Here is an 18705-nt window from a genome sequence, read left to right on the forward strand (position 1 = left end):
ATCAGTTGGCAGAGGCAGCGTTGGTTCCGGTCAGCGTGCGGACTGCGTTAGCGGGGGCCTTGAAAGGCTCCAGGCCAATGCGGCGCACGGTGTCGATGAAGCGCTCGGCGCTGCTGCTGCGCTGGCTGCGGTAGGTGTCGATCAGCGACTCGATCACGTCCGCCACTTCGTCGGCAGCAAAAGAGGGGCCGATGACGCGGCCGGCCACCGAGGCACCCGACAGCGTGGAGCCGTCCGAGCCGCCTAGCGAGACCTGGTACCACTCCTTGCCGTCCTTGTCGACGCCGAGGATGCCGATATGGCCGCTGTGGTGGTGACCGCAAGAGTTGATGCAGCCGCTGATGTGCAGGTCGATATCGCCGATGTCGTACTGCTCGTCCAGGTCCTCAAAGCGCTCGGTGATGGCCGCGGCTACGGGAATCGAGCGGGCATTGGCCAGGGCGCAGAAGTCGCCGCCGGGGCAGGCAATCATGTCGGTCAAGAGGCCGATATTGGGCGTCGCCAGACCGAGGCCGCGTGCGGCTTCGAACACGGCCGGCAAATCGGCTTCGCGCACCCAGGGCAAGACCAAGTTTTGGTCATGGCTGACGCGCAACTCGGACGCGCTGTAGCGGTCGGCCAAGTCGGCGGCAGCGTCCATCTGGCCGTCGGTGGCGTCACCGGGGGCAATGCCGGCGCGCTTCAGCGACAAGGTCACGGCGCGGTAGCCCGGCACATTGTGGCGATGCACATTGCGCTCCAACCAGCGTTTGTAGGCGCCGGCTTCCACGCCAGCCAGGATGTCACTGCTGGTGCCGGCTTGCACGCCCGCAGGGCGCACGAAGCAGGCGGCCACGCGGTCCAGCTCGGCCTGAGGAATCAGGTGCTCGCGGCCGCCGGCGTCCAGTTCCAGAATCTGCTTGAACTCGGCGTTCACGTCGTCAAAGAACTTCTGTCCTTCGGCCTTCACCAAGATCTTGATGCGGGCCTTGTAGGCGTTGTCGCGGCGACCGTAGCGGTTGTAGACGCGCACGATGGCCTCGATGTAGACGAGGATCTGCTGCCAGGGCAAGAACTCATTGATCACCTGGCCCACGATCGGGGTGCGGCCCATGCCGCCGCCCACCAGCACCTTGAAGCCGACCTCGCCGGCCGCGTTCTTCAGCAGCTGTAGGCCAATGTCGTGCCAGGCGATGGCGGCGCGGTCTTCCACCGTGCCCGAGATGGCGATCTTGAACTTGCGCGGCAAAAAGGCGAACTCGGGGTGCAGCGTGCTCCACTGGCGCAGCACTTCGGCGTAGGGGCGGGGGTCGACGATTTCGTCGTGGGCCACACCGGCGAAGCAGTCGCTGGTGATGTTGCGGATGCAGTTGCCGCTGGTCTGGATGCCGTGCATGTCCACAGCGGCCAGGCGGTCCATCACATCGGCCGAGGCCGTCAGCGGAATCCAGTTGTACTGCAGATTCTGACGGGTCGTGAAGTGGCCGTAGCCGCGGTCAAAGTCGCGGGCGATGCCAGCCAAGGCACGCAGCTGGCGGCTGCTCAAGGCGCCGTAGGGCACGGCCACGCGCAGCATCGGCGCATGGCGTTGCACATACCAGCCGTTTTGCAGGCGCAGCGGGCGGAAGTCCTCGTCGGGCAGATTGCCGGCCAGATGGCGCTCCAGCTGATCGCGGAATTGCGCGGCGCGCGCATGGACGAATTGGCGGTCGAAGTCGGTGTAGGCGTACATAGTTCTACGAGAGGGGATTCAGTGAATGACTTTCCAGCCGGCCAGCACCAGCGAGCCGCACAGCAGGGCGCGCACCACGCCATCGGGCAGGCGGCGCGTCAGTTGGGCGCCCAGCCAGATGCCGGGCATGGAACCCAGCAGCAGCGGCACCAGCAGCGACCAATTTACATGGCCCAGGGTTGCGTGACCAATACCCGCGACGAGCGTCAGGGGAACGGCGTGGGCGATGTCGCTGCCGACGATGTAGCGCGCTTCCAGGCGCGGGTAGAGCAAAAGGATCAGCGTCGCACCGATGGCGCCGGCGCCGATGGAGGACAGCGACACCAGCACGCCCAGCAGCACGCCGCAGGCCACCGTCAGCGCGGGCTTGCGGGAGGCGGGGATGTAGCGCTCCAGGCGCAAGCCAACCGCTTGCCAAGATTTCTTGAAGGCCACCACCACAGCGGTCAACAGCAGCGCGATGCCGAGCGAGAAGGTCAAGGTGCTGGCCCAGCCCTTGGTGATTTCGGTGGCATGCATCAGCGCCACGGTGCCGATCGAGGCCGGAATGCTGCCCAGCAGCAAGAGCCCGGTCAGGCCCCATTTCACATGGCCGTGGCGGGCATGGGCGACCGAGCCGGAGACCTTGGTCAGGGCCGCAAACCAGAGGTCGGTGCCGATGGCTACCGCCGGGTTCAGTTTGAAGACCGACAAGAGCAGCGGCGTCATCAGCGAGCCGCCACCCACGCCGGTCACTCCGACGATGATGCCGACACCCAAGCCGCTTGCAACCGCGATCCAGTCCATGGAACTCCTTGTCGAGGGGCCACCATGGCCACTCTAGGGGCTGGACTGTAGGGGGGCTCTATAGATATTCAAACCATAGAGTCGTAAGTTGCTTATATTGAAATTGGCATAAGTGGGTGTTTGCGGGCCTGCCGCTCGAAAGCGTTAAGCTTCTGCCGTGGCTTGCAATGGTCCCGTCTGAATTTGCCAGCCCGATTCCACCTTTTGCCACCTTGACCCTTGCCCATGCCCCTGTTCAATAGTTCTCGCGCCGAAGCCACCAAAGTGGCGATTTACTGGGATTTTGAAAATCTACATGCCGTGTTGGCCAATGTGGCCCATGGTGACGGTGCCTACCGTGACAACCGACTGAAATTGCAGCCGGTCTTTGTCGATTTGAAGCCGATTCTGGAGTACGCCGCCTCGCTGGGCGACATCATCATCAATCGCGCCTATGGCAACTGGCAGTTCTTCGCCAACTACCGCCACGCCTTGAACGAGGCCGGGGTGGATTTGATCCAGATGTTCCCGCGCGGCTCGAACATGAAGAACAGCGCCGACATTCGCATGGCGCTGGACGCGCTCAGCGATGTGCATAACCACCCGCACCTGACCCATGTGGTGGTGATTTCCAGCGACAGTGACTTCATCAGCCTGGCGCAAAAGGTCAAGCAGGCGGGCCGCTTCATTGCCGGCGTCGGCGTGGCGGGCTATAGCAATCGTTTCTGGACCGCCAGCTGCAACGAGTTCAAGTTCTATCAAAACCTGCTCGGTCTGCCGCTCGAGGCCGCGCCGGCCGAGTTGGCGCCCGCCAGCGAGGAGGCTGAGGCTGTGGGCTCGCCGTCGCTGGATGAGGCGCGCCAGGCGCTGCAGCGCGCGCTCAAACAGTTGGTCGATCGCAATGGCGAGAACTATGTGTCGCGCAGCGCCTTGAAGGTGTTCATCAAGCGCTTATTGCCGTCCTTCGACGAGCAGGCGCTGGGCTGCAACAACTTCTCCGAGTTCTTGCACCGGTTCCCGGAACTGGTGGTCGAAGTGGATGCGATCAGCGGCGGCCATGTGGCCTTCGCCGACCAACCGGTGGGGCAACCCAATGCGGCCACCGATCCGAGCGACGCCGAATGAGCTGAGCGAGTGCCGGCGCCGGTTCAGCTGCGCGCCAGCTGCGCCAGCACCTGCACCTGCTCGATGATGCGGGGCGGAATCGGCTCCTGACCGGCCAGCATTGCTTGAATCAGCGCTGCGTTGGCGCCCGCCTCGCAGGCATCGGACAGCGGCCAGTCGATGTCTTCGGTATCGGCTGCATGGAGATCGCGGCGCTCGCCATTGATGTAGCCATACAACTGGGCCTTGCGGCGCAGATGGGCATAGGCCTCGCCTTCGCTGGCGCGCATCAGCAGGGCGCGACCGTCCTTGGCGGTCAAGCCCCCCAGGGCCTCGCCCATGCTGATCAGGTATTCGGGGTGCGTGACCGCCACCACCCGCACACTGCGGCCCGGCGCTGCGTCCAGCAGCTTGGCCACACTGTGGCCGCTATTGCGCACGCCCAGGCGCGGGCGCAGGGCCATCAGCGCGTCGAGCCCCGGGTTCAAGCGCGCCAAGGGCAGACAAGCGAGCCGGCGGCTCGCCAATTGCTGCGAGGCTTCTTGCACCGAGTCGGCCAGCGGCAGGTCGAGGGCCTCCAGCAGCGCAAAAGGGCTCTCGCGGCTGTCGAAATCATGCCGGCCGTGAATCAGCACCGGCACGCCTTCGCGGGCCAGGAGCAGGGCCACCAGCGGCAGCAGATTGGCCTGTTTGCGGGCGCCGTTGAAGGTGGGCAGCAGCACGCAGCGTGGACCTGCCGGCACGTCCAGATGGGCAGTTCGGGCCTGCATGGCACGCTCAAAGCCGGCCAGCTCAGCCTCGCTTTCGCCCTTGATGCGCAGCGAAAGCAGGATGGCGCCCAGCTCCATATCGGGCACCTGGCGGTCCAGGATGGCGCCAAACAGCGCTTCGGCCGTGGCCATGTCCATATCGCGCGCACCCTTGGTGCCGCGGCCGATTTCTTTGATCAGTGGGGCGAATTGCATGGGGCGCAGTTTAGGGCCGTAAAGGGTGCTCACTGAGAGCGTCACAGGGTGCGCGACAGCGAAGTCCACACACCTGTCGCCTCGGCCTGCCAGAATGGCCCACTTCTTAGTCCTTGTGGGAATTCAATAATGAGCAACGTCATGTATCAGGGCTCTGTGCCGGTCTTCAAACAAATGCTGGGTGGTCTGGCCGAGGTGCTGGCTAAGGCCGAGTCACACGCGGTCGCCCGCAATATCGATGCCGCCGCCTTGCTGCAGGCGCGCTTGTTCCCCGATATGTTTGCGCTGACCAAGCAGGTGCAAGTGGCTTGCGACTTTGCCAAGGGCGTGTGCGCGCGTCTGGCGGGCGTGGAAGTGCCCAGCGCTGAGGACCATGAGCAGAGCTTTGCCGATCTGCAGGCCCGCATCAAAAAGACACTGAGCTTCATCGAGGGCCTGGAATTGGGTCAATTCGAAGCCGCCGCCACGCGCGACATCGTCACCCGGCCCGGCACGCCCAAGGAACGCCACTTCACCGGCCAAGACTATCTGCTGCATTACGGCCTGCCGCAGTTCTTCTTCCATGTCTCCACCGCCTATGCCATCTTGCGGCACAACGGGGTGGAGCTGGGCAAGAAGGACTATATGGGCGTGTATTGATCCTCGCCTTGAGCGGGCGCGGATCATGTCAAACTTGCGCCGGCAGATTCGTTTCTATTTCAACAACAGGTGCTGAGCCAGCACACAGAACAGGAGAAGCTCATGGCCAAAGGACAGCAGAAAAGCAATAAGGAAGCCAAGAAGCCCAAGAAGGACAGTTCGCCTCCGAAACCCATGTCCGGTGAGCCGGTGATGCCGACTCGGGTGACCGTGGTGCCTGATCGCAGCAAGAAGGCCAAATAAGCTTTTGGCATAAAAAAACGGGCCCGTTTCATCGGGCCCGTTTTCTTTTGGTGATCGGCGGTCTTAGATCGAGCGGCCGCGGCGCTTGCTCATGAAGCCAACGGCAGCCAAGCCTGCCAGCAGCAGCGCGTAGCTGCTGGGTTCCGGCACGGCGGTGACGGCGTTGAAGCGCAGCAGATCTTGGTTCGTCGTGCTGCTGAGCTTTTCGATCTGGTACAGCGTGTTGCCCGAGTAGGCGGCGCCGGCGCTGAGGTAGCTGTTGGCCAAATTCTTCAGGCTGTCATAGTTGCTGGTGCTGTTGTTCAGGTTGAAGCTTTGCAGGTCGCCGCTCAACTCGGTCACGCTGGCGGGGCCGCTCAGCTTTTCATGCGTCAACTCCCACACGGCCAGCTGGAAGGCGGCGCGTTCGGTGGTGGTGTCTACGCCCGCATAGTTGGCCGAAAACAGGTTTTGCAATTGGCTCGCTTGCGGCGTGCTGAAGCTGCCGACCGTGTAGTCGGTGTAGCTGCTGGAGGTGTATTGCCCTAGCTCCACGCAATAGGCGCCAAAGCTCGCGCCGTTCTTGATGTCGAAGTTCAGCAGGCCGGCGCCGACGCCGTCCATATTGACGCCCAGCTGCTCGATGTTCACGTCGACGCTACCGCCGCTGAAGCCGTTTTGCTTGATGGTCAAGGTGCCGGCAGCTTGTGCTGCGCCGGAGAGTGCGAGAACGGCGGCTGCGATCAACGAGAAATGGCGCTTGTTCATGTCTTCGATTCGAGGCGGGTGGCCTCGTCCTGTGTGAGCTGTGGGCTGATGAGTCGGACTGTAGGGGGCCGACCCCCATCCCGCCTCCCCCTGAGCGAAGGGCTCAAAGGGGTTGGCGTGACGCTGTTCACAGACATGGCGCTCAAGTTCGAGCGCAAGCTAACTTTTGAATGCGCCGGTGTTGTCGCGGCGCTGCAGTGCAGCACTGCAAGTGCATTCGAGATTGTTGGAGTCCGCTCAGTTGGGTAGTCGGAATGCAGAGACCGAATCGACCAATTGAGTTGCCTGATCGCGCAGGCTTTCCGCCGCTGCGGCAGACTCTTCCACCAGTGAGGCGTTTTGCTGCGTCATCTTGTCGAGTTGATTTACCGCCTGACTGATCTCGCTCAGGGTCAGCGCCTGGGCCGAGGTCGAGGTGGAGATCTCGCCGACGATGCGGGTCACGCGTTGCACGCTTTGCACGACCTCGCCGATCGTGCCACCGGTGTCTTGCACCAGGCGCACGCCACTTTCCACGCGCTCAACCGAGGCCGAGATCAAGGTCTTGATTTCGCGCGCGGCCTGGGCGCTGCGCTGGGCCAGGCTGCGCACTTCGCTGGCCACCACCGCGAAGCCGCGCCCCTGTTCGCCGGCGCGGGCCGCTTCGACCGCTGCGTTCAGGGCCAGGATATTGGTCTGGAAAGCGATGCCATCGATCACGCCGATGATGTCGGAGATCTTGTTCGAGGACTGCTGGATCTCGTTCATCGTCTCGACCACGCGGCTGACCATGGCGCCTCCGCGGTCGGCCACCTCGGCCGCCGTCTGCGCCATGCTGTCGGCTTGGCGAGCGGCCTCGGCATTGCTGCGCACGCCGTCGCCCAGTTGCTGCATGGCGGCGCCGGTTTGCTCCAGGCTGCTGGCGGCTTGCTCGGTGCGGTTGGACAGGTCCATATTGCCGGAGGCAATCTCGGTCGATGCGATGCGCACCTGTTCGGCCGCGCTGCGCACGCCGGTGATGGTGCCGGCCAACTGCTGCTGCATGCGCTGCAGTGACTGGGTCAGTTCGGCCAACTCGTCGCTGCCCTGGCTTTGAACGCGCAGGGTCAGGTCGCTGTTGGCAATGCTCTGTGAAAGTTCTTGGGCCTGTTGCACCGGGCCGGTCACCGAGCGGGTGATCGCCAGCGCAATCATCACGCCCAGGGCGGCCGCCAAAGTAGACAGGCCCAGCACCAGATTGCTGGCGAAGACGGCTTGTTCGCTGGCGTCCTTGCGGGCCTCCTGCAGGCGATCACGGGTGTGTTCGGCGTAGGCGTTGATGGCGTCCAGATAGGTTTCCATCGCCGGAATCAGCTCGGCCACCACTCTGGGTTTGATGTCTTGGCCGTCGCTCTTGAGTTTGGCCAGTTCGTCGCGCAGGGTCTGGTATTGCTTTCGGGTCAGGCCTATCTTGTCGCTCAAGCGGTCGGTCTCAGGCGTTTTGCTCAGTTTGTCGAGTTCTTCTTGCACCTTGTCGACGCGCGCCGAGGTTTCTTTGGACTTGCGGGTAAAGGCCTTGACGAAGTTGGCGTCGTCCACCGCCAGCGTGACAATGCGGCGCTGAATATTGGATTCGGTCAGGCCAGCCCAGATACGGGACAGGTCCAAGGCCTGCATTTCAACCGACACCAGGTGTTCGATGCGTGCGTTGAGTTGTTGAACCCGCATGACGCCGACCAGGGAGGCCACCAGCATCAAGCTCATCACCAGCGCAAAGCCGGCCAAGACGCGGGCGCGTAGGCGCCAGCTTTGAATTGCAGCAATCATGATGAGTGTCCTGTCCGCCTTGGGCGCTACAAATTAACTTCGAACTCAGCATGGTAGGCATTGCGGCGAATTTTGCTGTGTCAAAAAACGGGGTCAATCTGGGGTTTGTTGGGCGCTTGGGGCGGGGGTGAGTCATTCAACCAGTCGGTGTGCCCCCGCCATGGCGCGAAACGGCCCGGCTACACTGACGGCCCTGCGCCCAGACAAACAGCAAGCTCCCCACACCATGGCCGGACTTTCCGCAACGACCCCCAGCCCCACCGAGATCACCGTGCACCAACAGTCACGCATGCTGGAGGTGGCGTTTTCCGATGGCGCGCGTTTTCGCATTCCGTTTGAGCTGATGCGGGTCTACAGCCCTTCGGCCGAGGTCAAGGGCCATGGCCCGGGCCAGGAAACGCTGCAGACCGGCAAGCGCCTGGTTGAGATGACGGGCCTGGAGCCGGTTGGTCATTACGCGGTGCGCCCGGTGTTTTCGGATGGCCATGACAGTGGCCTGTTCGACTGGAGCTATCTGTACCACCTCGGTGCCAATGAGGCAGAGTTGTGGCGTGACTACGAGGCCCGATTGGTGGCGGCTGGTGTCGGCCGTGACGACCCCATGCCCAGCAAGGGCGGCAGCGCCTGCGCCAGCCACTGAGCCCAACCCAAGATTTGTGAGACGACCATGAGCAGCACCCACTTCGGCTACCAAACTGTTGACGAACGCGAAAAGGCCAGCCGCGTGCGCGGCGTGTTTGATTCCGTCGCTTCCAAGTACGACATCATGAACGACCTGATGTCCATGGGCATGCACCGGGCCTGGAAGGCTTACACCGTGGCGGTGGCCAATCTGAAGCCGGGTGAGCGGGTGCTCGACATCGCGGGTGGCACGGGTGATTTGTCACGTGCCTTTGCCAAGAAGGTGGGCGAGAGCGGCATGGTGGTGCACACCGACATCAATGAGGCCATGCTGCGCCAAGGCCGGAATCGCTTGCTCGATGAAGGTTTGATCCTGCCGACCAATCTGTGCGACGCCGAAAAACTGCCATTCAAGAGCGGCAGTTTCGACCTGGTCAGCGTGGCCTTCGGTCTGCGCAATATGACCCACAAGGATCAGGCTCTGTCTGAAATGTGCCGCGTGTTGAAGCCGGGCGGGCGTTTGCTGGTGCTGGAGTTCTCCAAGGTGGCCGCGCCGCTGCAAAAGCCTTACGACTGGTATTCCTTCAAGGTCTTGCCCAAGCTGGGGCAGATGATTGCCGGTGATGCGGAAAGTTACCGCTATCTGGCCGAATCGATTCGTATGCACCCGGGCCAGCAAGAATTGAAGGCGATGATGAAAACAGCAGGCTTTGGCCATGTTGACGTCCACAACCTCAGTGGAGGGGTCGTGGCCTTGCATGCCGGCATCAAGTGTTGAGAGTTCCCCCGCACTCCATCGTTGAGGTCCCCTGATTCAAGGGGTGCTCAAGCTGTCACAAAAGCCCGGCCCGTGCCGGGCTTTTGCGTTATTGGGGTGGTCTTTGGAGGGGGCCAATTGCCTAAAGCCGGGGTGCCGTGGAATTCACACTCCAGCTTTGTGACAAACGTTTTAGTTTGATGCAAAAACCGCGGGTAAACCGCAGCAAACCAGTGCAGGCAAGGGCTGTATTGAAGGGGAGAATTGTCATTTTCGAAAGTTACACTCGCTCGTCCTGAAAGGGTGAGGATGCCTGCTGCATCGCAGCAAATGTTCTGAGGCGCCAAGGTTGGCGCCTCTCGAAGAAGAAGGAAAGACACGCCATGAATGTTGTGAAGAATCAGCAAGAATTCCTGTCCACCAACGGCTCTAGCGCATTCACCAGCTTGCGCGTCGCGGCCATCGCGGCTGCCGCCGTGACGGTGTTGTTGGCCGGTTGCGGAGGCGGCTCCAAGACCGAAAAGGCCTCGCAAACCGCGGCCAAGGTCAACAAGGAAGAAATCACCGTTCACCAGATCAACTTCGTGCTGCAGCGTCAGCAGGGCTTGAAGCCCGAGCAGGCCGAGGCTGCCAGCAAGCAAGTGCTGGAGCGTTTGATCGAACAAGAGTTGGCTGTGCAAAAGGGCCAGGAGCTGAAGATCGACCGCGACCCCAAGGTGGTCCAGCAGATCGAAGCTGCCAAGCGTGAAATCATCGCCCGCGCCTATGTGGAGCGCATCGGTGAGTCGGTGGCCAAGCCCACCGCAGAAGAAGTCAGCAAGTACTACAACGAGAAGCCGGCTCTGTTCAAAGATCGCCGCATCTTCAGCCTGCAAGAGCTGGCCATTGAAGCCAAGCCGGAGCAATTTGCCGCCATTCGCGACAAGCTGCAGTCCTCCAAGAACATGGCTGAGTTTGCTGATTTCTTGAAGTCCAGTGAAATCCGCTTCCAAGGCAACCAAGCCGTGCGCGCCGCTGAACAGCTGCCGCTGGCCGGCCTCGATGCCATCGCTCGCATGAAGGATGGCGACTCGGCCGTCACCCAAACGCCTAACGGCCTGACCGTGCTGTTCCTGGTCGGCTCGCGCAGCCAGCCGGTGGACGAGGCGCGTGCCCGCCCGGCCATTGAAGCCTTCCTGAACAATCAGCGCAAGTCTGAGCAGGTGCAAAAAGACATCAAGGCGCTGCGCGCCGCCGCCAAGATCGAATACGTCGGCAAGTTTGCTGAAGGCGCGCCGGGGGCTGCTGCCTCCGCTCCGGCCGCTGCAGCGACCCCCGCGGTCCCTGCTGTCGCAACGCAAGAAGCGCCTGCTGCTGTGGCACCCGCCGCCAGCGGCTTGGATGCCAGCGCCATCTCCAAGGGCATGGGCCTGAAGTAATGAGCAAAATGATCGGACTGAAGATGACGACGAATCGAAGCCAAGGAATGGTGAGCCGACCCGTTCTGGCCATGGTGGCAATGGCTTGCGGCCTGCTGTCGGCGCAGGCGCTGACGCCCGCTGTCGCGCAGGCACCTGCCGCCGCGGCAGCCGCAGCCAGCGCGCCCACGGCCGAGTATCGACTCGGTTCTGGCGATGTGGTTCGCATCTCGGTCTATCAAAACCCAGACCTGACCCTGGAGACCCGCGTCTCCGAAGTGGGCGTGGTGTCCTACCCCTTGCTGGGCAATATCCGCATTGGTGGTTTGAGCGTCACCCAGGCCGAGCAATTCATTGCCAACGGCCTGAAGACCGGCAACTTCGTCAAGAACCCGCAGGTCACCATCGTCGTCTTGCAGGTCAAGGGCAACCAGGCCAATGTGCTGGGGCAGGTCAATCGCCCTGGTCGCTATCCGATCGAAACCGCAGACATGCGCTTGACGGACCTGATCTCGAATGCCGGCGGTGTCGCCCCCGGCGGTGCCGAGGTCTTGGTCCTGACCGGCAAGCGCAATGGCAAGCCCTACCGCGTTGAAATCGACCTGCCTGGCATCTTCGCCCCCGGCGGTAGTGACAACGATGTGTTCATCCAGAACGGCGACGTCGTCTGGGTCGACCGTGGCCCCATGGTCTACATCTACGGTGAAGTGCAGCGCCCCGGCCCAATGCGCCTGGAGCGCGGCATGACGCTGATGCAGACCCTGGCTACCGGCGGCGGCATCACTCAACGCGGTACCGAAAAAGGCATCCGCGTGCACCGCAAAAACGCCGAAGGCAAGGTCGAAATCATTCAACTCCCGATGGACGAGAGTTTGAAAGACGGCGACGTGGTGTATGTCAAAGAGAGCTTGTTCTGAGTCGGACCATCATTTATGAATATCAGCCAGTTTTTCGCGGTGATCGCGGCACGATGGAAAATCGTGACCGTGGTCTTTCTGTTGACCGTGCTTACAGCCTTGGCCATCAGTCTTTCTATGGCCAAGCAGTATTCCGCTTCCGCCTCTGTTGTGATTGATGCAAAGCCTGATCCGGTGTCTGCCGTGATGTATCAAGGAATGGTCAGTCCAGCAGTGATGGCAACTCAGATTGACATTATTCAAAGCGATCGAGTCGCTCAGAGGGTTGTTCGCAATCTTAAATTGGCGCAGAACCCGCAGATTCGGGAGCAGTGGCAACAAGAAACAGGCGGCAAGGGCACCGTTGAAGGCTGGCTTGCGAGCACGTTTCAAAAGAGCATGGATGTCAAGCCGTCTCGTGAATCGAATGTGATCACGATCTCTTATCGTGCCCCCGATCCCAAATTTGCCGCCGGCGTAGCAAACGCGTATGTCCAGGCATTCTTGGATGTGGCGATTGAAATGCGAGTCGATCCGGCGAAGCAGTACTCGTCCTTTTTTGATCAACGGGTGAAGGATGCCCGTGATGCACTGGAAAAGGCCCAGGCCCGTCTTTCAGACTTTCAAAAGGAAAGCGGCATCATCGCCAACGACGAGCGGCTTGATATTGAGAATTCTCGTCTGAACGAGTTGTCCTCGCAATTGGTGGTTGTGCAGGCGATATCTGCTGAATCCGGAAGCCGCCAGACACAGGCGCGTGGAGCTGATGCAGAACGCATGCAGGAGGTTTTAAACAACCCCTTGATCAGTTCCTTGAAGGGTGATGTCGGGCGGATGGAAGCGCGTCTTCAAGAAATGAACTCCAAGTATGGGGATAACCACCCTTCGGTGTTGGAGGCGAAGGCCAATATTGCCGAGTTGCGCCTCAAGATGAATTCTGAAATTGCGAAGGTGACGGGCGGGGTCGTGGTTTCCAACTCCATCAATCGCCAACGCGAAGCGGAGATTCGAACTGCACTGGAAACTCAGCGAGCCAAGGTTCTGCAACTGAAGGCGGTCCGTGATCAAGGTTCTGTACTTTCTCGAGATGCAGAAGGCGCGCAGCGGACCTATGAACAAGTCTTGGCCCGTCTTAGCCAAACCAATCTCGAAAGCCAGTCCACTCAAAGCAATGTCTCTGTCTTGACCCTTGCCGAACCCCCCTTGGTGCATTCATCACCTCGCGTCATGCTGAATGTGATGCTCTCTGCGGTTTTGGGCTTCATGTTGGCGATAGGTGCGGCATTGGTGATTGAAATGGTGGACCGCCGAGTTCGCGTTCAGCAGGACTTGATCGTGGCATTGGGATTGCCTGTACTTGGCACTTTGCCGAAACCTTCTGCCAAGACCATCAAAGGGCAAGTGCAATCTGTGCTAATTCAGCAGCGCGTCGTTGGGCAATAAAGGCTAAGCAAGAAGAGATATGGAATCTACACAAGCAATTCTGACTAGCGCTACAGCTGAAACAATTGGCACCGAATCCAACGCACGCGATCGTTCTATTGGTGACATTATCCGGGACACACGGAATCTGTCTGCCGAGCAGGTAGAAGCAATTCTCGCGGAGCAGCGACGAAGCGGCAGCCGTTTTGGCGAGGCTGCAATTGCGCTGGGCTTTGCGAATGTTGATGATGTTCTATTCGCGCTCTCCCAACAGTTTCACTATCCCTATGCATCAGTAGAGAAGCGAGAGTTCAACCCTGAACTGGTTGCATTAAATCAACCGTTTTCAAAGCAGGCTGAAACCTTCCGAGCGCTGCGCAGCCAAATTGTGATGCGTCTGTGTGGCGAGGGCGACGCGCGACATGCCTTGGCCATCGTCAGTGCCGATCAGTCAGACGGTAAAACATTTTTTGCTGCTAATTTGGCTGTCGTATTGGCTCAACTGGGAGGGCGTTGTCTGTTGGTTGACGCTGATATGCGAAACCCGCGTCAGCATGAGGTTTTCAAGATAGGCAATAACGTAGGCCTGTCGAGTGTTTTGTCTGGCAGAGCTGAAGCTAAGGTGATTCAGCAAGTTGAATCCGTACCTTCTCTCTTTGTTCTGCCTTGCGGTAATCGCCCGCCCAATCCCGTCGAATTGGTGGAGCGGCCAGCATTTGGCTTGTTGATGCGCGAATTGGTCACCAAATTTGATCACGTCATTGTAGATACGCCTGCAGCGATACATGGGTCTGATGCCGCAGTGATCGCTGCGCGTTGTGGTGCTGCATTGGTGCTGGCACGAAAGAACGCCTCCAAAATTGGATCGCTCCAGGATTTGGTCGCTACCCTGAGTACAGGCCCCGCCAAACTTGCGGGCGTGGTGCTGAACGAATATTGATTGAATCTGATTTATGGTACAGCCCACCGCCATGACTGATCATGGCAATGCATCAGATACAAAAATTGTCAGGGAAGACTTACTGGGTTGGATCTTCTTTGTTGCCGGTTTTTTGTTGCTTTTCTTGCCAACGTACTATGACTTGGCGCTTACGCAATGGCATCTGACTGAACAAGGGCATGGCCCGATTATTTTGGCCTTGTCGTGGTGGTTTTTGTTCAGGGCAAAAAGCAAATTGCAGGCATTAGAGTCAGGCCCCAATGTCGCAATTGGTCTGTTGGCTTTGATTTTTGGCGTATTGCTGTATGCCTTTGGTCGCTCGCAGGCGATCTTGATGTTCGAGGTCAGCGCGCAGATTGTGGTTTTGGGCAGTGCGGCCTTTCTTTATAAGGGAGTTCCGGCGCTTCGCGTGATTTGGTTTCCCTTGTTCTTCTTGCTGTTTATGGTGCCATTGCCCGATGTGTTGGTCTCGACCATCACAACGCCATTGAAAACCCTGGTTTCCTATGTGGCGAGCAATGCCTTGGCTTGGGCGGGCTACCCAGTTGGGCGATCTGGGGTCATGATTACCGTGGGCCAGTATCAATTGCTGGTGGCTGACGCCTGTGCTGGCTTGAATTCGATGTTCACCTTGGAGGCCTTGGGTTTGGTGTACATGAATATCATGAACTACACCTCAGCTTTGCGGAATATCACTTTGGCTGTTGTACTGGTGCCGATCTCCATTATTGCCAATATCACCCGAGTAATTATTTTGATTTTGGTAACCTATCATTTTGGCGATGAAGCCGGGCAGGGCTTTGTTCATGATTTTGCCGGAATGGTGCTTTTTATCGTGGCGCTGACCCTGATGTTCGTGGTCGATAAATTGATCGCGCTCAGTATCCACTTGTACGAACGAATCAAAAAGGTGGCCTGACAAATGCAGCGTCGATTGTCTTTATCTGCCTTGGCCTTGATGGCTTCCGGTTCGTTTGCGGCGTACAAAATGGAACCCCGGGTGCACGTTTCGGATTTATTGCCAAAAATGGATCTTGAAACGCTCTTTCCCAATAGTTTTGGAGACTGGCAGATCGATCCGAGTACACCTGTCATCTTGCCCTCTCCCGATGTGCAAGCCGCACTGAATGCGGTTTACAACCAAGTGTTGTCGAGGACCTATGTGAATCGTTCGGGTCAGCGAATCATGTTGAGCGTGGCCTATGGTGGAGATCAGTCGGACGGCACTAAGATTCATAGGCCGGAGAACTGCTATCCCGGACAAGGCTTTACGATATTGGCTAACCAGGTTGATTCCATCAAAGTGACCGCCCGCGATCTGCCGGTCAGGCGATTGATTGCAAGAATGAACAGTCGTGTTGAGCCAATTTCGTATTGGATGATTGTCGGTGAGAAAGTGGCCCTCAGCAGTTTGCAAAATAAATTGGCGCAACTGGAGTTTGGCGTCAAAGGAGAAATAGCCGACGGCATGTTGGTGCGTGTCTCATCCATTAATACCAGGCCAGAGTTGGATTACCCGGTGCATGACGTTTTTGTCCGTCAGATGTTTGACGCCATAAAATTGCCCGATCGTCGCCGCGTATTTGGTGTTTGAGCCTTGACCATGTTCAATACAGTGCATCTTGCTGCCATTCCTGCTGAAGGTAAGGCCTGGGTTCGCAGGTGGGACATTCCAGCAATTGTGGTCTTGATTTCCTTAGCCATGGTCGGAATGGCGGTGCTTTCTGGCATGGTGGTTACCACTAACAACCCAGTGCTTATCGCAGCCATTGCGGGGCCGCTTTTTGGGTTGCTGCTGCTGAGTCACTGGAGAATTTGTTTTTGGATCGTCGTCCTTGGTTTTTTGATTTTGAACGGACCTATTCAGCAGTTCGCGCCATCGCTGGGTAAGGTCACGTGGGCATTCTCGGCCGTTAGTTTGCTCATGCTGGCGCTCGCAGTGGTGCACTTGTCAGGCTTTCGAAAATCGGAAGACCTGCCTGTGACTGGGTTGGCGTGGCTGGTATTAGCTTTGCTGATTTACTCAACTCTAAGTTCCGTCTTGATCTCGGGACGAGTCGGAGAGTTGTTGGCGGGTTTTAAGCGCTATTACCAAACCTTTGGTATTTTCTTTGCGATGGCAGTTTTGCCATTTGCTTTGAAAGATTGCCGCCAAATTGCAAAGCTGGGGTTGTTGATTGGAGTTTTGCATTTCCCACTCAGTCTGTACCAGTTTTTCATCGTGATGCCGAAGTCGGGCAGTGCAGGACCGGGCAAGTATGACGCCATCGTAGGCCTGTTTGAAGGTGGGGCGCAGGGCGGAGCCAGCGGCGTTTTGGCGCTTTACCTTGTCATGATGGTGGCAATTTTCGCTCGCATGTGGATTCGCAAGCAAATTGGTTTCGGCATGTTTTTGACAGCCATGGTGGTATTTGCCGGACCCTTGGCGCTTGGGGAAACCAAGGTGGTCGTGGTGGTGCTGCCTTTCGCCCTTTTGGTTGCAGCCAGAGGCTATTTAACCGAATCGAGGTCATTGGCAATGCTCGGGTTTTTTGGGCTGATGACCGTCGCTTTGGCGGTTCGCTACATCGTGCTCAATGAGGTCAATGGCGCAGACTTTGGCAAGGCTCTCGAAGACACGCTAGCCTATAATTTTGGTTCGAAGGCCTATGACGGTGGCAACTTTGGCCTGAATCGATCGACAGTTCTCCAGTTTTGGTGGGAGAAAAATGGCGCACATGCGCCGCTTGAGATGTTTTTCGGTCATGGTATGGGTTCATCGTACTTTGCTGAAAATTCGTTTGCACCCGGACACTTGTTTTTCCAGTTTCCATTCATGAATATCAATCTAACGACTGTCTCTACGATTCTTTGGGATTTTGGCATCGTTGGAATTTTGATGTTTGTGTTTCTGCTGGTGGCGGCTTGGGGGGGCTTGAATCGTGGGATTGCCGCCGATGCCGGAGGCGAGATGAGTGAATTATTCGTGTACGCCAAAATTTCACTGATGATTTGTATCCTCTCGATGTTCTACAACAATAGCCTTGTTTCCTTTGGATCCCATGGCGCGGTGTTTGCGCTAACCTTGGGGGTCTGTGCTTATGCAGCACGGTTTGCCCAAGCTAAGCAGCAAAGGCTGACGTTCAGATAGCAGCTGTTCCGCTCAGATGATTGGGCGAGGCAGGCTTGGCGGAGAAGTTTGAAAGGCAGCATGGTGCTGCCTTTTCTTTTTTTAACAGACAGCTTGCCATTGGCATGTCATGAATCAGTTAAATAATCATGGCTAAGGGTAGTTTGCTTTCCAGCTTTTTGTGGCAATTGTGTGGAAACTGGGGCACCCGGATTGGCAGTTTGCTGATTTTTGCATTGCTGGCGCGACTGTTGGATCCCTCCGCACTCGGCACCGTTAACTATGTACTGGGTTTGCTCGGTATTTTCTTGATCTTGGCTGATTTTGCGCTCGCCGAGTATCTGATTTATCAGCAAGATGCCGGCGCTGAGTTTTCTTCGGCTATTTGGTGTTTGCAAGTTGGTGCCAGTTTGGTGCTGACTCTGGCTCTGTGCTTGGCTTTTTGGTTGGCGCCGGGTATTTCTGTGCCCAATGATGTTCAGGCGGCGGTTATGTGGATCAGTGCGCTCTCTATGCCACTGATGGCGGCCGCTCGAGTTCCGGAGGCTTTGTTGCGGCGCGAGAGCAGCGGATTCCGTCAGCTAGCGGTCTATGGCTTCTTTTCTATGTCGGCTGGCGCTTTGGTTGCTTTACCGATGGCTTGGTTTGGTGCTGGCATATGGAGTCTGATCGCCAAGCAGTGGGTTGAGGTCATCGTCACCCTTATTTGCTTGTTTGTCGGGAGTGGATGGCGTCCCAGTTGGACTTGGGGCATGACGGAAGTCCGTAAAGTACTCGCCGGTAGTTGGGGTTTGATGGGCAGTCGTTTGTTAGATATTGCATCGCAGCGCGCCGACGTTTTGCTGGTGGGCAACCTGCTCGGCATGCATTCGTTGGGGGTGTACTCCGTGGCGCAGAAACTGTTCCTGGTTCTTCAAGGCAGCATGTCCGGCGCCATCAATGGTGTGCTCAATCCAAAGTTTGGCCGACTCCGCGGGCAAGGAGAGGCGTTCCGGGACTTTTTTGTGCGTGCCGTGATGGTGGCTGCCCTGCTGACTTCGCTGGTCTACCTGTATGCCTACTTGTTGTCCGATGAGTTGATCGTGGTCGTGTTTGGGAGCAAGTGGACGCAAAGCATCGGCATCATGAAAGTGATGATGTTGGGCGGTCTGTTTGCCGCTGCGACCCAGATCATCCTTGCGCCGTTCATCAGCTTTGTGATGCAGGACAACAAATGGGTCCTGGGCCTGTGCCTGCTTGATTTCTTGCTGACGGTGACTTCGATTCTGTTGGCAGCGCCCTATGGCTTGTTGGCGGTTGTGAGTGCGCAGGTCTTGAAGACGATCTTCATGGGCTTGGTCTGGTGGCTTCGCGCCCGGCATCACCTGGGTTTTTCTTTGCGGGCCTATGGGAACGCTCTGCTACCAAACTTGGTGTTGCTGTTCATTGTGGCTAGCTCCTTTTTCCTGCTCGGAGATTGGCAACTGCAGGGCGACAAGGCTTGGACGATAGCTGTCGCTCTGCTCAAGGCTGCGGCCGCAGGACTTTTGGGCCTGGGCGTGTGCTATTCGCTGTTCAAGCAGCGATTGCCTGCGCTCCTGGCGACATTGAAACACTAGCCCCAT

The 18705-nt window shown here is 58.4% G+C and carries 18 protein-coding genes; 13 read left to right on the plus strand and 5 right to left on the minus strand.

Features of this window, described 5'->3' with window-relative positions; genetic code table 11:
* Nucleotide 1: 1 nt before the first annotated feature.
* Together WG899_RS13745 and WG899_RS13750 are read right to left on the minus strand one after the other, a co-directional pair.
* Nucleotides 2-1711, minus strand: a complete 1710-nt coding sequence (locus tag WG899_RS13745; RefSeq protein WP_339596216.1) for a nitrite/sulfite reductase — start codon at nucleotides 1709-1711, stop codon at nucleotides 2-4.
* Nucleotides 1712-1729: 18 nt separating this feature from the next.
* Nucleotides 1730-2497, minus strand: coding sequence for a sulfite exporter TauE/SafE family protein (locus WG899_RS13750; RefSeq protein ID WP_339596217.1), 768 nt, complete (start codon nucleotides 2495-2497; stop codon nucleotides 1730-1732).
* A gap of 225 nt (nucleotides 2498-2722) precedes the next feature.
* On the opposite strand from WG899_RS13750, the gene WG899_RS13755 reads away from it, so the two are divergent.
* On the plus strand, nucleotides 2723-3601 hold the full coding sequence (locus WG899_RS13755) for an NYN domain-containing protein (protein WP_339596218.1): 879 nt from the start codon (nucleotides 2723-2725) through the stop codon (nucleotides 3599-3601).
* Between the two features lie 23 nt (nucleotides 3602-3624).
* On the opposite strand, the gene ybiB is transcribed toward WG899_RS13755, so the two are convergent.
* Nucleotides 3625-4545, minus strand: coding sequence for a DNA-binding protein YbiB (gene ybiB / locus WG899_RS13760; protein ID WP_339596219.1), 921 nt, complete (start codon nucleotides 4543-4545; stop codon nucleotides 3625-3627).
* A gap of 129 nt (nucleotides 4546-4674) precedes the next feature.
* On the opposite strand from ybiB, the gene WG899_RS13765 reads away from it, so the two are divergent.
* Nucleotides 4675-5184, plus strand: a complete 510-nt coding sequence (locus WG899_RS13765; RefSeq protein ID WP_339596220.1) for a DUF1993 domain-containing protein — start codon at nucleotides 4675-4677, stop codon at nucleotides 5182-5184.
* A gap of 102 nt (nucleotides 5185-5286) precedes the next feature.
* Nucleotides 5287-5427: a hypothetical protein gene (locus WG899_RS13770; RefSeq protein ID WP_263537265.1), complete on the plus strand. Its 141-nt coding sequence runs from the start codon at nucleotides 5287-5289 to the stop codon at nucleotides 5425-5427.
* Nucleotides 5428-5490: 63 nt separating this feature from the next.
* Here WG899_RS13770 and WG899_RS13775 read toward each other — a convergent pair whose 3' ends face one another.
* Entirely contained in the window at nucleotides 5491-6174 is a 684-nt protein-coding gene (locus tag WG899_RS13775) for a PEP-CTERM sorting domain-containing protein (RefSeq protein WP_339596221.1), read from the minus strand.
* Nucleotides 6175-6411: 237 nt separating this feature from the next.
* Nucleotides 6412-7959 carry a methyl-accepting chemotaxis protein gene (locus WG899_RS13780; RefSeq protein ID WP_339596222.1) on the minus strand — a complete coding sequence of 516 codons (1548 nt, stop codon included), beginning with the start codon at nucleotides 7957-7959 and terminating at the stop codon, nucleotides 6412-6414.
* A 226-nt stretch (nucleotides 7960-8185) separates the two neighbouring features.
* Here WG899_RS13780 and WG899_RS13785 point away from each other — a divergent pair, with 226 nt between their 5' ends.
* The 10 genes from WG899_RS13785 (at nucleotide 8186) to WG899_RS13830 (ending at nucleotide 18699) form a co-directional block, all read left to right on the plus strand.
* Complete coding sequence (locus tag WG899_RS13785; protein ID WP_339596223.1) at nucleotides 8186-8599, plus strand: gamma-butyrobetaine hydroxylase family protein; 414 nt, start codon at nucleotides 8186-8188, stop codon at nucleotides 8597-8599.
* A 27-nt stretch (nucleotides 8600-8626) separates the two neighbouring features.
* The gene (ubiE, locus tag WG899_RS13790) at nucleotides 8627-9358 is read left to right on the plus strand and encodes a bifunctional demethylmenaquinone methyltransferase/2-methoxy-6-polyprenyl-1,4-benzoquinol methylase UbiE (RefSeq protein WP_339596224.1); all 732 of its coding nucleotides are present in this window, start codon (nucleotides 8627-8629) and stop codon (nucleotides 9356-9358) included.
* Nucleotides 9359-9720: 362 nt separating this feature from the next.
* A complete protein-coding gene (locus tag WG899_RS13795; RefSeq protein ID WP_339596225.1) occupies nucleotides 9721-10755 on the plus strand; it encodes an EpsD family peptidyl-prolyl cis-trans isomerase in 1035 nt (344 codons plus the stop codon).
* A gap of 50 nt (nucleotides 10756-10805) precedes the next feature.
* Nucleotides 10806-11651 carry a polysaccharide export protein EpsE gene (epsE, locus tag WG899_RS13800; RefSeq protein ID WP_339596226.1) on the plus strand — a complete coding sequence of 282 codons (846 nt, stop codon included), beginning with the start codon at nucleotides 10806-10808 and terminating at the stop codon, nucleotides 11649-11651.
* A gap of 15 nt (nucleotides 11652-11666) precedes the next feature.
* Entirely contained in the window at nucleotides 11667-13073 is a 1407-nt protein-coding gene (gene epsF, locus WG899_RS13805) for a chain length determinant protein EpsF (protein WP_339596227.1), read from the plus strand.
* A gap of 19 nt (nucleotides 13074-13092) precedes the next feature.
* A complete protein-coding gene (locus WG899_RS13810) occupies nucleotides 13093-13992 on the plus strand; it encodes a polysaccharide biosynthesis tyrosine autokinase (protein WP_339596228.1) in 900 nt (299 codons plus the stop codon).
* A 13-nt stretch (nucleotides 13993-14005) separates the two neighbouring features.
* Nucleotides 14006-14911, plus strand: a complete 906-nt coding sequence (xrtB, locus tag WG899_RS13815) for an exosortase B (RefSeq protein ID WP_339596229.1) — start codon at nucleotides 14006-14008, stop codon at nucleotides 14909-14911.
* Nucleotides 14912-14914: 3 nt separating this feature from the next.
* The gene (gene epsI, locus WG899_RS13820; RefSeq protein WP_339596230.1) at nucleotides 14915-15586 is read left to right on the plus strand and encodes an exosortase-associated protein EpsI, B-type; all 672 of its coding nucleotides are present in this window, start codon (nucleotides 14915-14917) and stop codon (nucleotides 15584-15586) included.
* Between the two features lie 9 nt (nucleotides 15587-15595).
* A complete protein-coding gene (locus tag WG899_RS13825) occupies nucleotides 15596-17122 on the plus strand; it encodes a hypothetical protein (RefSeq protein WP_339596231.1) in 1527 nt (508 codons plus the stop codon).
* Nucleotides 17123-17250: 128 nt separating this feature from the next.
* A complete protein-coding gene (locus WG899_RS13830; protein WP_339596232.1) occupies nucleotides 17251-18699 on the plus strand; it encodes an oligosaccharide flippase family protein in 1449 nt (482 codons plus the stop codon).
* Nucleotides 18700-18705: the final 6 nt, after the last annotated feature.

It is taken from the genome of Paucibacter hankyongi, from assembly GCF_037482915.1.
Lineage (GTDB): Bacteria > Pseudomonadota > Gammaproteobacteria > Burkholderiales > Burkholderiaceae_C > Paucibacter_A > Paucibacter_A hankyongi.